This is a genomic window from Nocardiopsis terrae (assembly GCF_014651695.1).
In the GTDB taxonomy this organism is placed as follows: Bacteria; Actinomycetota; Actinomycetes; order Streptosporangiales; family Streptosporangiaceae; genus Nocardiopsis; species Nocardiopsis terrae.
Genome location: NZ_BMXJ01000003.1, coordinates 113,329 through 128,156 on the forward strand (window position 1 = coordinate 113,329; position 14,828 = coordinate 128,156).

At 70.6% G+C, this 14,828-nt stretch carries 12 protein-coding genes; 1 reads left to right on the plus strand and 11 read right to left on the minus strand.

Annotated features, from left to right (window positions below; all coding sequences use genetic code 11):
* Positions 1-3: 3 nt before the first annotated feature.
* The 4 genes from yjfF to IE195_RS08365 all read right to left on the minus strand — a co-directional run bounded on the left by yjfF (position 4) and on the right by IE195_RS08365 (position 4,589).
* Positions 4-987, minus strand: coding sequence for a galactofuranose ABC transporter, permease protein YjfF (gene yjfF / locus IE195_RS08350; protein ID WP_191269285.1), 984 nt, complete (start codon positions 985-987; stop codon positions 4-6).
* Entirely contained in the window at positions 984-2,006 is a 1,023-nt protein-coding gene (locus IE195_RS08355) for an ABC transporter permease (protein ID WP_229826138.1), read from the minus strand. The genes yjfF and IE195_RS08355 overlap by 4 nt, the downstream gene beginning before the upstream one ends.
* Complete coding sequence (locus tag IE195_RS26450) at positions 2,003-3,550, minus strand: sugar ABC transporter ATP-binding protein (protein WP_191269287.1); 1,548 nt, start codon at positions 3,548-3,550, stop codon at positions 2,003-2,005. Before IE195_RS26450 ends, IE195_RS08355 begins: the two co-directional genes overlap by 4 nt.
* 79 nt (positions 3,551-3,629) lie before the next feature.
* Positions 3,630-4,589: an ABC transporter substrate-binding protein gene (locus IE195_RS08365; RefSeq protein ID WP_191269289.1), complete on the minus strand. Its 960-nt coding sequence runs from the start codon at positions 4,587-4,589 to the stop codon at positions 3,630-3,632.
* 341 nt (positions 4,590-4,930) lie between these two features.
* On the opposite strand from IE195_RS08365, the gene IE195_RS08370 reads away from it, so the two are divergent.
* Entirely contained in the window at positions 4,931-5,962 is a 1,032-nt protein-coding gene (locus IE195_RS08370; protein WP_229826139.1) for a LacI family DNA-binding transcriptional regulator, read from the plus strand.
* Between the two features lie 17 nt (positions 5,963-5,979).
* Here IE195_RS08370 and mmsB read toward each other — a convergent pair whose 3' ends face one another.
* The 7 genes from mmsB to IE195_RS08405 form a co-directional block, all read right to left on the minus strand.
* Positions 5,980-7,275, minus strand: coding sequence for a multiple monosaccharide ABC transporter permease (gene mmsB, locus IE195_RS08375; protein ID WP_268249159.1), 1,296 nt, complete (start codon positions 7,273-7,275; stop codon positions 5,980-5,982).
* Positions 7,272-8,849, minus strand: coding sequence for an ATP-binding cassette domain-containing protein (locus IE195_RS08380; RefSeq protein ID WP_191269291.1), 1,578 nt, complete (start codon positions 8,847-8,849; stop codon positions 7,272-7,274). The genes mmsB and IE195_RS08380 overlap by 4 nt, the downstream gene beginning before the upstream one ends.
* On the minus strand, positions 8,846-9,937 hold the full coding sequence (gene chvE / locus IE195_RS08385) for a multiple monosaccharide ABC transporter substrate-binding protein (protein ID WP_191269293.1): 1,092 nt from the start codon (positions 9,935-9,937) through the stop codon (positions 8,846-8,848). Before chvE ends, IE195_RS08380 begins: the two co-directional genes overlap by 4 nt.
* Before the next feature lie 54 nt (positions 9,938-9,991).
* A complete protein-coding gene (arfA, locus tag IE195_RS08390; RefSeq protein ID WP_191269295.1) occupies positions 9,992-11,515 on the minus strand; it encodes an arabinosylfuranosidase ArfA in 1,524 nt (507 codons plus the stop codon).
* Positions 11,516-11,628: 113 nt separating this feature from the next.
* Positions 11,629-12,528, minus strand: a complete 900-nt coding sequence (locus IE195_RS08395) for a carbohydrate ABC transporter permease (protein ID WP_191269297.1) — start codon at positions 12,526-12,528, stop codon at positions 11,629-11,631.
* A gap of 2 nt (positions 12,529-12,530) precedes the next feature.
* The gene (locus tag IE195_RS08400; protein ID WP_191269299.1) at positions 12,531-13,478 is read right to left on the minus strand and encodes a carbohydrate ABC transporter permease; all 948 of its coding nucleotides are present in this window, start codon (positions 13,476-13,478) and stop codon (positions 12,531-12,533) included.
* Between the two features lie 11 nt (positions 13,479-13,489).
* Positions 13,490-14,809: an extracellular solute-binding protein gene (locus IE195_RS08405; protein ID WP_191269301.1), complete on the minus strand. Its 1,320-nt coding sequence runs from the start codon at positions 14,807-14,809 to the stop codon at positions 13,490-13,492.
* Positions 14,810-14,828: the final 19 nt, after the last annotated feature.

The following is a 14,828-nucleotide window of genomic DNA, read 5'->3' on the forward strand; positions in this document are numbered from 1 at the left end:
GCCTCAGCGGGCCCGGCGCACCACCGCCCGCTGGAACACCACGAAGACCAGGAGCAGCACGCCGACCACGATCCTGGTCCACCAGGAGCTCAGGGTGCCCTCGAACGAGATCAGCGTCTGCACCGTTCCCAGCACCAGCACACCCGCCACCGAGCCGGCCACATAGCCGACCCCGCCGGAGAGCAGCGTCCCGCCGACCACCACGGCCGCGATGACGTCCAGCTCCATGCCGACCGCGTGCAGGCCGTACCCGGACAGCATGTAGAGGCTGAACAGCAGCCCGCCCAGGGCCGAGCAGAACCCGCTCACCGCGTAGACCCCCACCTTGACCCGGCCGGTGGGCAGCCCCATCAGCCGGGCCGAGGCCTCACTGCCGCCGACCGCGTAGACTGTGCGGCCGAAGCGGGTCCGGTGCAGCACGTGCGCCGCGACCAGCACCACCGCCAGGGCGATCAGGACGCTGTAGGTCAGGGTCACGCCCTCGACGGGGGTGAGGGTCCCCGTCGCCGCGGCCCGGAAGGCCGGGTCGGTGATGGAGACCGACTCGACGCTGATGAGGAAGCACAGCCCCCGGGCCAGGAACATGCCGGCGAGCGTCACGATGAAGGGCTGGACCTCGAAGTGGTGGATGACCAGCCCCATCAGCAACCCCAGGCAGGTGCCCGTGAGCAGTACCGCGGCCACCGACACCAGCGGCGGCCAGCCCGCCTCCAGGGTCGCCGCGGCGATCATGGTGGACAGGGCCGCCACGGCGCCCACCGACAGGTCGATCCCGCCGGTCAGGATCACGAAGGTCATCCCGACCGCCAGCACGATCAGGAACGCGTTGTCCACGAACAGGTTCGTCAGGACCTGCGGGGAGGCGAAACCCTCGTAGCGCAGCGAACCGGCCCCGAAGGTGAGCACGAACACCGCGAACGTGGCGGCCACGGGCAGGAAACGCCGGGGCACACGGACCTGTCTGCTTCTGACGTCCATGACGCTCATGCGGCGGTCACCTCCTCGGAACGGGACGGCCGCGGACCGGCCTTCCTGCGGACGCCGAACACCTGCGAGGTCCGCGGGGACTGGAGCAGGCACACGGCGATGACCACGACCGCCTTGAACACCAGTGCGGCGTTGGGCGCGACACCGATCGAGTAGACGGTGGTGGTCAGGGTCTGGATCACCAGGGCGCCGACGAGGGTCCCGGCCAGCGAGTACCGGCCGCCGGCCAGCGAGGTGCCGCCGATGACCACCGCGAGGATGGCGTCCATCTCGATCCACAGCCCGGCGTTGTTGGCGTCCGCGGCGTTGACGTTGGAACTGATCATCAGGCCCGCCACCCCGGCGCAGAGCCCGGCGAACACGTACACCGTCCAGATGATGGTGCGGGACCGGACCCCGGCCAGCAGACTGGCCCGTGGGTTGACGCCGACCGATTCGACGAGCATCCCCAGGGCGGTTCCGCGGGTCAGCAGGGCGACACCCACCAGGACCCCCAGGCTGACCAGGACCGCGATCGGGAGCACGAGGAAGCCCGCACCGATCTGGTGGTAGAGCGGGTCGTCGACGGTGATGATCTGCCCCTCGGTGACCAGCATCGCCGCACCGCGCCCGGCGGTCATCAGCACCAGGGTCGCGATGATGGGCTGGATCCCCAGCACCGAGACCAGGAAACCGTTCCACAGCCCGAGCAGGACGCAGGCGCCCAGGGCCAGCAGCACGGCGGTGGCCGCGCTTCCGCCCGAGGCGATCCAGGTGCAGGCGACCGCGCCGGCGATCGCCGCGACCGCGCCCACCGACAGGTCGATCCCGCGGGTGGCGATCACCAGGGTCATGCCGACGGCGATGAGCAGGGTCGGGGCCCCGTTGCGGAGGATGTCGACGAGGCTGCCGTACAACTGGCCGTTCTGCAGCCTGATCTCCAGGAACGACGGGTTGGACACGGTGTTGAGCACCAGCAGCAGGACCAGGGCGGCGATCGGCCAGAAGAGGTGGTGGCGCAGGAGCTGTCGCGGTCTCACGAGGCCACCGCCCTGCCGTGCTCTCCGTGTGCGGCGGCGATGCTGGCCATCACCCGGTCCACCGTGGCGTCGGCGCCGTCGAGTTCGGACACCTTGTGCCGGTCGCGCAGGACCACCACCCGGTCGGACACCCGGACCACCTCCTCCAGTTCGGCGGAGACGAACAGCACGGCCGTGCCGTCCGCGGCCAGGTCGGCCACCACCTGTTGGATCTGGGCCTTGGCCCCGACGTCGATGCCGCGGGTGGGTTCGTCGAGGATGAGCAGTTTCGGCCGGGTGATCAGCCACCTGGCCAGCAGGACCTTCTGCTGGTTGCCTCCGGACAGGTTCTTGGTGAGCGCTCCCGGGTCGGCCGGCCGGATGTCGAGTTTTCCGATGTACTCGGCCACGAGGGCGTCGGCGGTGCGCCGTGGGACGGGACGCGCCCAGCCCCGGGCGGCCTGCAGGGCCAGGAGCAGGTTGTCGCGCACGCTGAGGTCCGCGACCAGTCCTTCCGCCTTGCGGTCCTCCGAACAGAAGGCGACCCCGCGGGCGATCATCGAACGCGCGCTCCGGGGGCGGAAGGGGCGGCCGCCGGTGGAGAGGCCGCCGGTGTCCGCGCGGTCCGCGCCGAAGAGCAGCCGGGCCAGCTCCGTGCGCCCCGAACCGAGCAGCCCGGCCAGGCCCACCACCTCCCCGGCGTGGATCTCCAGGTCGAACGGTGCGATCGCGCCGCCGCGCCCCAGGTTCCGGGCGGTCAGGACCGGGACCGAGGCCGGGGCGCGCTCCTGGGACCGGCGCCCGACCTCCTCCAGGACGGTGTTCTCCCGGCCGAGCATGGCCGAGACCAGCTCCAGGCGGCCCGTCTCGGTCGGCAGGTACTCCCCGACCAGGCTGCCGTTGCGCAGGACCGTCATCCGGTCGGCGATCTCGTACACCTGGTCCAGGAAGTGTGAGACGAACAGGATCGCGACGCCGTCGTCGCGCAGGACCCGCATGATCCGGAACAGTTCGGCGACCTCGCCCGCGTCGAGGCTGGAGGTCGGTTCGTCCAGGACCAGGACCCGGGCGTCGACGGCCAGGGCCCGCGCGATGGCGACGAGCTGCTGTACGGCGATGGGGTGGCTGTCCAGGGTCGAGGCGGGGTCGATCGACAGGCCGATGCGCTGCAGCAGCTCGGCGGCCCGGGCCCGGCAGGCACGGGCGTCGATGGCGCCCAGGCGCCGCGGTTCGCGGCCCAGGAGGATGTTCTCGGCCACCGACAGGTTCGGGCAGAGGTTGACCTCCTGGTAGACGGTGCTGATCCCGGCGTCCTGGGCCTGCACGGGCGTGCCGAACCCCACCTGTTCCCCGTGGAGGAGGATCACCCCCGAGGTCGGTCGGTGCACGCCGGTGAGGGCCTTGATCAGGGTGGACTTCCCGGCGCCGTTCTCGCCCATCAGGGCGTGGACCTCACCGGGAAGCAGCCGGAAGTCGACCTCCGAGAGCGCCCTGACACCCGGGAACTCCACGGTGATGCCGCGCATGTCGACCGCGGGGGCCGCGCGCGCTGATGAATCGGTCATGACCAGAGCTTTCGTTTCTGGGGCCCCGTTCCCGGGCTCCGGGACGGGGGCGGGAACGGGGCCGCCGGTGCGGGGCGGTTCAGTACTGCCGGTCCGGGAGTGCGGCCTCGGCCTCCTCCTGGGTGAAGGTGGTCTCCTCGACCTCGATGCGCTTGGTGACCTCCTCGCCCGCGGCGACCTGCTCGACGAGCTCCATCAGCTGTTCGCCGAGCAGGGGGTTGCACTCGACGATGAAGTTGATCTCGCCCTCCGCCAGGGCCTCCATCCCGGCCCGGACGGCGTCCACCGTGATGATGCGGATGTCCTCGCCCGGCTCCAGCCCGGCGGCCCTGATCGCCTCGATGGCGCCCAGCCCCATGTCGTCGTTGTGCGCGTAGACCACGTCGATGTCGTCGTGCGAGTTCAGGAAGGCCTCCATCACCTCCTTGCCGCCCGACCTGGTGAAGTCGCCGTCCTGGGTCGCGATGACCTCGATGTCGGAGCTGCCGGAGACGGCCTCCTCGAAGCCCTCCTTGCGGTCGATGGCCGGAGCGGCCCCGGTGGTGCCCTGTAGTTCCACGACGTTGGTCGGGCCGTCGCTGTTGTCGACCAGCCACCGTCCGGCCTTGCGGCCCTCCTCGACGAAGTCGGAGCCCAGGAAGGTCTCGTAGAGGGAGTCGTCCTCGGAGTCGATGGCCCGGTCGGTGAGGATGACCGGGATGTCGGCGCGCTGGGCCTCCAGCAGGACCGCGTCCCATCCGGTCTCCACGACCGGGCTGAAGGCGATCACGTCGACGTCCTGCTGGATGTAGGAGCGGATGGACCGGATCTGGTTCTCCTGCTTCTGCTGCGCGTCGGAGAACTGCAGGTCGATCCCGGCCTCCTCGGCGGCCTGCTGGATGGACTCGGTGTTGGCGGTGCGCCAGCCGCTCTCCGCGCCGACCTGGGCGAAACCCAGGGTGAGGGTGCCGTCGTCCCCCGCGCCGTCCGACCCGTCCGCTCCGCAGGCGGTCACCGCCGCCAGCACGATCGCGGCCGCGGCCGCGGTGTACTTCTTCATCGCGAGTGTCCTCCGTGTTCGTAGCGCCCCGGATCGTCGGTATCCGTGATGGTGACCGGGGTCACTGGAAACCTAAGAGTGAGCGCTAACAATATTTCGGTCAATCCCTCTACGGAAACGTTTTCGTATCGTTGATGGGTGGGATGAATGTGTAGTGTTAGCGCGCACTTAAAGTGGTGGAACTGTCGAAGCGTGCCGGGGCACGGCCCCGTACCCCGACACGGGGGCGCCGGGTGCGCGCGAACGGGCGGGGACCGGCCGGTCGCGTAGCCTGGCCACCCGCTCGCAGTGGAAGGCACGACGAAGCCGGCACACGAACGCCGGCACACAAGGAGCCATGGGTGGACCACACCTCTTCAGCCGTCCGGGGGGCGCGAGAGCCCGCGATGACCGACGTCGCCCGGCTCGCGGGCGTCTCCCACCAGACGGTCTCCCGGGTCCTCAACGGGCACCCGAACGTCCGGGAGCAGACCCGGCTGCGGGTGCGCGCGGCCATCGAGGAACTGGGGTACCGGCCCAACCGGGCCGCCCGCGCCCTGGCGACCGGGCGGTCCCAGCACATCGGCGTGGTGGCGCAGAACTCGACGCTGTACGGTCCCGCCTCCCTGCTGGCAGCCTTCGAACTGGCCGCCGCGGTCCAGGGGTTCGTGGTCAGCGTGCGCAGGGTCCGGGTCCTGGACCGGAGCTCGATCACCGAGGCGGTGGAACACCACCGGGAGCAGCGGGTCGCCGGGATCGTGGTGATAGCGCCCACCGCGGCGGCCGGCGAAGCCCTGGCCGAGGTGCCGACCGACGTCCCCCTGGTCGCCGTGGACGGCGACCCCGACCGCGGCGCGACCCTGGTGACCGTGGACCAGGAGGCCGGAGCCCGACTGGCGACCCGCCACCTCCTGGAGGCGGGACACCGGACGGTGTGGCACGTGTCCGGGCCCGCGGAGTGGTTCGACGCCGCGGGTCGGGTCCGGGGCTGGCAGGCGGCCCTGGAGGAGGCCGGGGCCGAGGTCCCGCCGGTCAACCCGGCCGACTGGAGCGCCGCCTCGGGCTACCGCGCGGGCCTGCTGCTCGCCCGCATGCCCGAGGTGACGGCGGTGTTCGCGGCCAACGACCACCTCGCCCTGGGGATCCTGCGGGCGATGTCGGAGCGCGGACGGTCCGTTCCCGGCGACGTGAGCGTGGTCGGGTTCGACGACGTTCCGGAGGCCGCGTACTTCACCCCGCCCCTGACGACCGTGCGGCCCGACTTCGACACGGTGGCCAGCGAGACCCTGAACGTGCTGATGTCCTGTATCTCCGACCCGGAGGCCGGTTCCATCCGGCGGACGATCACCCCCACGCTCGTGGAGCGCGACAGCGTGGCCGCGCCCCCGGGCTGACCGCGCGGACCCCGGCCTCAGACCGGTGCCCGCTCGACGCCGTCCCGGCCCCGGGCGCTACCGCCCCCCTTCGCCGGCCCTCCGGGCCCCCGTCCGCCCCGCGGCCACAGGACGGGCAGGGCGGAGCCGGAGCCGGCCCGGCGCTTGTTGTAGATGTCGAAGGCCACCGCGAGCAACAGCACGAGCCCCTTGATGAGCTGCTGCCAGTCCACACCCAGCCCGATCAGCGACATGCCGTTGTTGAGCACACCCATGACCAGGGCGCCGATGACCGCCCCGACGACACTGCCCACACCCCCGGTGGCCGAGGCGCCGCCGATGAAGGCGGCCGCGATGGCGTCCAGCTCGAACATGGTCCCCGCACCGGGGGTGGCGGCGTTGAGGCGGGCCGTGAAGACCAGCCCCGCCAGCGCCGAGAGCACCCCCATGTTGACGAAGACCCAGAACGTGGTGCGCCTGGTCCTGATCCCGGACAGTGCCGCCGCCCGTTCACTGCCGCCCACCGCGTAGACGCGCCGGCCCATGGTGGTGGAGCGCATGACGAACGAGTACCCGGCGATGAGCGCGACCAGGAGCAGGCCCACCAGGGGGAGCCCGTTGTAGTCGGCCAGCGCGTAGGTGAACGCCAGGATCACGCCGACGACGAGGACCGAGCCCGCCGCGGTGACCGCCGCCGGCTGGACCGGGAGGCCGTGTGCGCCGGCGCGGGCCCGTGAGCGCCACTGGATCCACACGATCACGGCCGAGCCCGCCAGGCCCAGGCCCAGGGTGAGCAGGTGCAGGCCCCCGTCACCGCCGGGGAGGAATCCGCTGGCGATCACCCGCAGGGACTGGGGCAGGGGAGCGATGGACTCGCCGCCCAGCACGGCCAGGGTGGCGCCGCGGAAGACGAGCATCCCGGCCAGGGTGACGATGAACGCCGGTACTCCCACGTAGGCGATCCAGAACCCCTGCCAGGCCCCGATGACGGCGCCCAGGAGCAGCGCCGCGGGGATCACGACGACCGTCGGCAGCCCCCACGAGGTGAGCATGATCGCCGACACCGCCCCGGTGAAGGCCACCACCGAACCGACCGACAGGTCGATGTGCCCGGTGACGATCACCAGCATCATCCCGATCGCCAGGATCAGGATGTAGGAGTTCTGCATGATCAGGTTGGTGAGGTTGAGCGGGGTCAGTAGCAGGCCCCCGGTGAGGACCTGGAAGAGGACGATGATGGCCACCAGGGCGATGGCCATGCCGTACTGGCGTGCGTTCCCCTGGAGCAGTGCGCCGATCCTGGCGCGCGGTGAGGTCTGGGATGTCTGGTTCACGGCTGGTCCCCGGTCCGGGTCATGAGTTTCATCAGGGTCTCCTGGTCGGCCTCCTCGCCCGACACCTGGCCGGTGATCCGGCCCTCGCACATGGCGTAGATCCGGTCGCACATGCCGAGGAGCTCCGGCAGCTCGGAGGAGATGAGCAGTACGCAGGCGCCCTCGGCGGCGAGTCGCCGCACGATCAGGTAGATCTCGTACTTGGCGCCCACGTCGATGCCGCGCGTGGGTTCGTCGAGGATGAGGAGTTCGGGGCGGGTGAACATCCACTTGCCCAGGACGACCTTCTGCTGGTTGCCGCCGCTGAGCGTGCGCACGGTCTGGGACGTGCCGTGGCTGCGCACCCGCATGTGCTCGCTCATGCGCCGCGCCTCCACCGTTTCGAGCCCGGGGTCGATGACCCCGCGCGTGGAGACGCGGCGCAGCCCCGCCAGGGTGGTGTTGCTGCGGATGTCGTCGTCGAGCACCAGCCCCAGTGACTTGCGGTCCTCGGGCACGTAGGCGACCCCCGAGGCGATGGCGTCCGCGACGCTGCCCACGGGCAGGGCCCGTCCGTCCCGGTAGAGGCCGCCGCGCACGTACCGGCCGTAGCTGCGGCCGAAGAGGCTCATCGCGAACTCGGTGCGACCGGCCCCCATCAGGCCCGCCATCCCCACGATCTCCCCCGCGCGCAGCGTGAGGCCGACCCCGTCCGCCACGCGCCGTCCGGCCCGGGTGGGGTGGTCCACCGTCCAGTCCCGCACCTCGAAGAGCTCCGGGCCGATCCGGCCGGTCCGTTCGGGGTGGCGCTGGTCGAGGTCGCGGCCGACCATCCCCCGGATGATGCGGTCCTCGTCGACCGAGGGCACGCCCCGGGCGTCGCGCTCCACGGCCAGGGTCTCGATGGTCCGGCCGTCCCGCAGGATGGTGACCTCGTCGCTGACGCTCATCACCTCCCCGATCTTGTGCGAGATGAGGATGCAGGCCACCCCCTGGGCGCGCAGCTCCAACAGCAGGCCGAGCAGGCGCTCGCTCTCGGCCTCGTTCAACGCCGAGGTCGGCTCGTCCAGGATGAGCAGCCGGACCCGTTTGGCCAGTGCCTTGGCGATCTCCACCATCTGCTGCGCGCCGATGCTCAGCGCCGACACCGGAGTCGCCGGGTTCTCGTCCAGGCCGACGCGGAGCAGCAGCTCACGGGCCCTGGCGTGGGTGGCGCCCCAGTCGATGACGCCGAAGCGGCTCACCTCGTGGCCCAGGAGGACGTTCTCGCTGACGGACAGCTGCGGGACGAGGGCCAGTTCCTGGTGGATGATGGCGATGCCGGCCCGTTCGCTCTCGGTGACGTCGGCGAACCGTACGGGCTCGCCGTCGACGAGCACCTCCCCGGTGTAGGAACCGGCGGGGTGGACCCCGCTGAGCACCTTCATCAGGGTGGACTTCCCGGCGCCGTTCTCGCCCATCAGGGCGTGGACGGTCCCGTGCCCCACACTCAGCGAGACCCCGTCCAGGGCCCGGACCCCGGGAAACTCCTTGTGGATGTCGCGCATCCGCAGCAGGGGCCCCGGGGCGGCGGGCGCGGTGTTCGGGGTGCTCATTCGAGCTCGGACTCCTCGTAGTAGCCGCCCTCCACGAGGACCTCGTGGTAGTTGTCGACGTCCACCGAAACCGGTTCGAGCAGGTAGGACGGGACGACCTTGACGCCGTTGTCGTAGCTCTCGGTGTCGTTGACCGGCACCTCCCCGCCGGTCAGGACGGCCTCGGTCATCTCGACGGCCTGCGCGGCCAGGACCCGGGTGTCCTTGAAGACGGTCTGGGTCTGCTCCCCGGCGATGATGGACCTGACCGAGGACAGGTCCGCGTCCTGGCCGGTGACGACGGGCAGCGGGCGGGCGTCGGTGCCGTAGCCGGCCGCGCGCAGGGACTCGATCACGCCGAGGCTGATGCCGTCGAAGGGCGACAGGACCGCGTCCACCTCCTCGTCGGAGTAGTTCGCGCTGAGCAGGTTGTCCATCCGGGACTGCGCGATGGCGCCGTCCCACCTCTGGGTGGCGATCTGCTCCATCGACGTCTGCCCGCTGCGCACCTCGAGCGTGCCGTCGTCGATGTGGGGCTGCAGGACGGACATGGCGCCGTCGTTGAAGAAGTAGGCGTTGTTGTCGTCGGGGGAGCCGCCGAAGAGCTCGATGTTGAACGGCCCCTCCTCGTTCTCCAGGTCGAGCGTGTCCACGATGTACCGGCCCTGGATCACGCCGACCTCGAAGTTGTCGAAGGTGGCGTAGTAGTCGACGTTCTCGCTGCCCATGATGAGCCGGTCGTAGGCGATCACCGGGATGTCGCCGTCGGCGGCCATGTCGAGCACGTCACCGAGGGCCTCGCCGTCCACGGAGGCGATGACCAGGGCGTCCACGCCCCGGGTGATCATGTTCTCGATCTGGGAGAGCTGGTCCTGGACGACGTCCTCGGCGTACTGCAGGTCGGTGCCGTACCCCTGCTCCTCGAACTCCGCCACCATGTTCTCGCCGTCGGCGATCCACCGTTCGGAGGACTGGGTGGGCATGGAGATGCCGATGACACCGTTCTCGCCCTCGGGCTGTGCCGCGTCGCCCACCCCGCCGCAGGCGGTGAGCGCGAGCGAGGCGGTGAGTAGTACGGCGGTCGTTGCGGTGCGCGTGTGCTGTGCCATGCGCGGTTCCTTTCTGGGGGCCCGGAGTACCGGGCGGGGGGTTGTCCCGGCCGTTCAGCTGACGCCGGTGGACAGGGTGATGACGGACCAGGAGACGGGCGGGAGCACCGCGCTGAGCCGGCCTCCCTCCAGACGCGTCTCCTCGGCCGGGCGGGGCACGACCCGGTCCGGGGTTTCGAGGGTGTTGGCCGCGTAGGGGTCCTCGTCACTGAGCGTCTGGGCGTCGGTGACCGCCACGGGGGCCAGGGCGCGCAGGTCGGCGTCGAGGGTGAGGGGTTCGTCGGTGGAGCGGTTGACCACGAACAGCGAGACGGTCCCGTTCTCCTCGTCGTGGGTGGCCACCGCGTCCAGCACGGGCACCGTGCCGTGGCGTTCGGTCCCGTGGCCGGGGGCCGTCAGGCCGGTGCGCAGCACCTGGCCCCGGGCGGCGCGCGCGGTCAGCGCGAAGGGGTGGAAGACGGTCTGGCGCCAGGCCGGGCCGCCCGGTTCGGTCATGATCGGGGCGATGACGTTGGCCAGTTGTGCCTGGCTGGCGGCGGTGACCCGGTCGCTGTGGCGGAGCAGGCTGATCAGCAGGTTGCCGACGACGACCGCGTCGGCGACGTTGTAGCGGTCCTCGATGACACGGGGGGCGATCCGCCAGTCGTCGGTGGGGTGCACCGCGGCCTCGGCCTGGTGGCGGCTCAAGTACCACACGTTCCACTCGTCGAAGGAGAGCTGGATGCGTTTGGGGTCGCGCAGCCGGGCGCCCACGGCGTCGGCGGTGGCGGCCACCGACTCGATGAAGCCGTCCATGTCGGCGGCGCTGGCCAGGAAGGAGGCCAGGTCGCCGTCGTGCTCCTCGTAGTAGGCGTGCAGGGAGATGTGGTCGACGGCGTCGTAGGCCTCCTCCAGGACGGTGGCCTCCCAGGTGCCGAAGGTGGGCATGGACGAACCGGAGCTGCCGCACACCACCAGTTCCAGGTCGCGGTCGGCCATCTTCATGGCGCGGGCGACCTGGGCGGCCTTGCGCCCGTAGGAGCGGGCGTCCAGGTGGCCGATCTGCCAGGGCCCGTCCATCTCGTTGCCCAGGCACCACATACGGATGTCGTGCGGGGAGGGGTGACCGTTGGCGGCCCTCTGGTCCGACAGGCGGGTGCCGCTCGGGTGGTTGCAGTACTCCAGCAGGTCCAGGGCCTCGGCCAGGCCCCGGGTGCCGAGGTTGACCGCCATCATCGGTTCGATGTCCAGGGTGCGGCACCAGCTCATGAACTCGTCGAGGCCGAACTGGTTGGTCTCGATGCTGTGCCAGGCCAGGTCGCGGCGGACGGGCCGCTGGTCGCGGGGACCGACACCGTCCTCCCACCGGTAGCCGGAGACGAAGTTGCCGCCGGGGTAGCGGACGGTGCTCACCCCCAGTTCACGGACCAGGTCGGCGACGTCGCGCCGGAACCCGTCGGGGCCGGCGGTGGGGTGCCCGGGTTCGTAGATGCCGGTGTACACGCAGCGGCCCATGTGCTCGACGAAGGAGCCGAATGTGCGCCGGTGGACGGGGGCGATCGGGTCGGAGGTTTCGACGTGCAGGGAGGCGTTGAGCATGGGTCTCCTCGGTTGGTGGGCGGTACCCGGTGTGCGGCCCGGTCGCGGCGGTGAGAGCGGTCAGGGTGCGAAGGAGGGGGGAGGTCGTGGTTCGGGCTTCTCGCGGGTGGTCCTCAACCCTTGATCCCGGCTCCGGCGACACCGGTGACGATGTGCTTCTGGAAGAGCAGGAAGACGATGAGCAGGGGAACAGCGCCCAGCACGGCCGAGGCCATGAGCTGGGCGTACTGGATGCCGTACTGTCCCACAGCCGTGCCCAGCCCCACAGGCAGGGTCATCATCTCCGGGTCGTTGGTCACGATGAACGGCCACAGGAAGTTGTTCCAGGCACCGATGAAGGTGAAGATGCCGACGGCGGTGAGGATGGGCCGGGACAGCGGCAGGATGACGTTCCACAGCACGCGCAGGGGTCCGGCGCCGTCCAGGCGGGCGGCGTCCTCGTAGTCGCGCGGGATGGCGTCGAAGAACCGTTTGAGGATGAACACGAAGACCGGGGCGACCACCTGCGGCAGGGCGATGCCCCAGTAGGTGTCCACCAGGCCCAGCTGGGTCATGAGCACGAACTGCGGGACGATCAGGGTCTGTGGCGGGATGAGGATGCCGCCGATGACCAGGGCGAACAGCGCCGGTCGGCCGCGGAAGTCGAACCGGGAGAACCCGTAGGCGGCCAGGACGCAGAACACCAGGGTCAGCGCGGTGACGATCAGCGTGGTGATGAGCGAGTTCATGGTCCAGCGCAGGATGTCCCCGCGGCCCAGGACCAGGGCGTAGGCCTCGAAGGTGGCGTTGGCCGACAGCCACGAGGGCGGCATGACGGTGGTCTCGCCCTCGGGCTTGACCGAGGTGGCGAAGGCCCACAGCAGGGGGACGAGCCAGACGAGCGCGGCCAGGGTGGCGACGGTGTACAGCGCGACGGCGCCGACGGACGTCCGGCGGCGGCGAGGGGGCGTGCGCCTGAGGGGTTTCGCGGGTCCTTGGACGGCGCGCGGGGCGGGAGGCGTGGAGGTGGCCATCGTCAGCCCTCCTTCCGGGAGAAGAGGCGGAACTGGGCGATGGAGGCAGCGATGATCAGGATCATGAAGACGTAGGCCATCGACGAGGCCAGCCCGATGCGCAGCCCGACGAAGCCGGAGTCGTAGATGTACTGGATGACGGTGCGGGTGGCGAAGTTGGGACCGCCGCTGGTCATGAGGTAGATCTGCTCGAACACGCGCAGCGAGCCGATCAGTTGCAGCATGGCGATGAGCGCGGTGGTGCGGGTCAGCATCGGCAGGGTGATCCGGCCGATGCGCTGCCAGGCCCCGGCCCCGTCGATCGCGGCGGCCTCGTACACGTCCTTGGGGATGGACTGCATGGCGGCCAGGTAGAGCAGGTAGTTGAACCCGACCTGCCACCACGCCGTGGCGATCACCACGGAGTACATCGCGGTGTCCTCGGCGAAGAGCCACTCGGGGCCCTCGATGCCCAACCGGCCGAGCGTGCCGTTGAACAGGCCCAGGCTCGGGTTGTACATCCAGCCCCAGATGAGCGTCATCACCGTCACCGGCAGGATGAAGGGGGCGAAGAACGACAGGCGCAGGAACCAGCCGAGGCGGCGCGCGTGGTCGGTGAGCACGGCCAGGCCCAGGGCCAGCAACACCATGAGGGGCACGCTCAGGATCGTGAACCACAGCGTGTTCCACAGCGAGTCGTACATGGCCGAGTCGGTCAGGCTCTCGGACCAGTTGTCCAGTCCGATGAAGGAGACGTCGCCGCCGGCCAGGCTACGGTCGGTGAAGGTGTAGCCGAACCCGATGATGGCGGGCCACAGCAGGAAGAGGGCGTAGAAGGCCAGGAACGGCAGGACGAACCACAGGCCGGTCCAGGTGTGCGGGCGGCGGCGGACGTCGACGAGGCCGCGCGGGCCAGCCGTGGCGGATCCGGGCGCGGTGCGGGGCGCGGGAGCGTGGATCTTCTGGGTCATGGTGTGGCTCCCTACACCGGCGACGGGACGGTCAGCAGTTCACGGATGGTGCCCTTGAGCTGGTCGAGCGCCTGCTCCGGGGTCTGGGTGCCCTGGTGGAGGGTGGTCAGGGCACCGGTCGCCTCCTCCTGGAGCCGCCCGGCCGATCCGCTGAACCAGCCCTCGGGCTCGAACTGGACGTTCTCCGCAGCCTCGCGGTACTCGGACTGGGGGTGCAGCGCGTCGTACTCGGCGCTCTCCACGACCGGCTGGTAGGCGGGGATGTGGCCGCCGCCGGCCCAGGTCAGGCTGTTGTGCAGCATCCACGCGGCGTACTCCGCGGCGGCCCGGGTACGTCCGGGATCGCGGTCGCGCTGGTGCGGGAAGACGTAGCAGTGGGAGTCGCCGCGCGTGCGGTGGTTACCGAACACTGCGGGGAACTGGGCGGCGGAGAACTCGATCCCGGCGGCCTCCAGCGTGGGGATCTCCCAGTTGCCGTGGATCATCAGCCCGGCGTGGCCGTTGGCCAGGTTCGCGGCGGTGTCGGCGTCCCTGGAGTGGCGCGGGGCCAGCCCCTCCTCGGAGAGGCGGTACATGACGTCCATGGCGGCCAGCGCCTTGTCGTCGTCCATCTCGAAGTCGTCCTCGCCGAGGACGAGGTCGCCGTCCTGCTGGCGGTAGAGCGCCCAGAAGTTGGACCAGGGGTTCCAGGTGTCGATGGAGATGCCGTACTCGCCGGTCACGCCCCGGATCTCACGGAGCAGGTCGAAGTAGTCGTCCGTCCCGGAGACCTCGATCAGGCGGTCGTCGGCGTCGAGCACGCCCGCCTGGCGGCACACGTCGAGGTTGAGGTACTGGATCAGCACGTGGGTGTCGATGGGGACCGCGTACAACTGCCCGCCGAAGAAGCACTTCTCCCAGATGTTGGGCAGCACGACGGTGTCGTCGATGCCGAACTCCGCGAGCAGGGCGGGGTCGATCGGGTCCAGCAGGCGGCCGGGGGCCAGGCTCTCCAGACGCGAGACGTGCACGGTGGCCACGTCCGCGCCGCGGCCCCCGGCGGCGCCCATGGCGACCTTGGTGTAGAAGGGCGCACCCCAGGTGAAGGTGGTGGCGCGGAAGTCGATCTCGGGGTGCTCGGCCCGGTAGGCGTCGTGCATCTCGATCATCCGGTTGCCGTCACCGCCCGCGAACAGGTTCCACTGCCGCAGCCGGGTCCGGCCGCTGATGAGGGTGTCGGGCGGGGCGCAGCCCGCCGCCGCCAGGCCCGCGGTGGCCAGGGCGCCGGTGACGAAGGCCCGGCGGCCCGGCCCGGCCGGGGTCGAGGGTGGTGCGTGTGGTGCTCTGCGCATGGTGTGCTCCTTGCGCTGA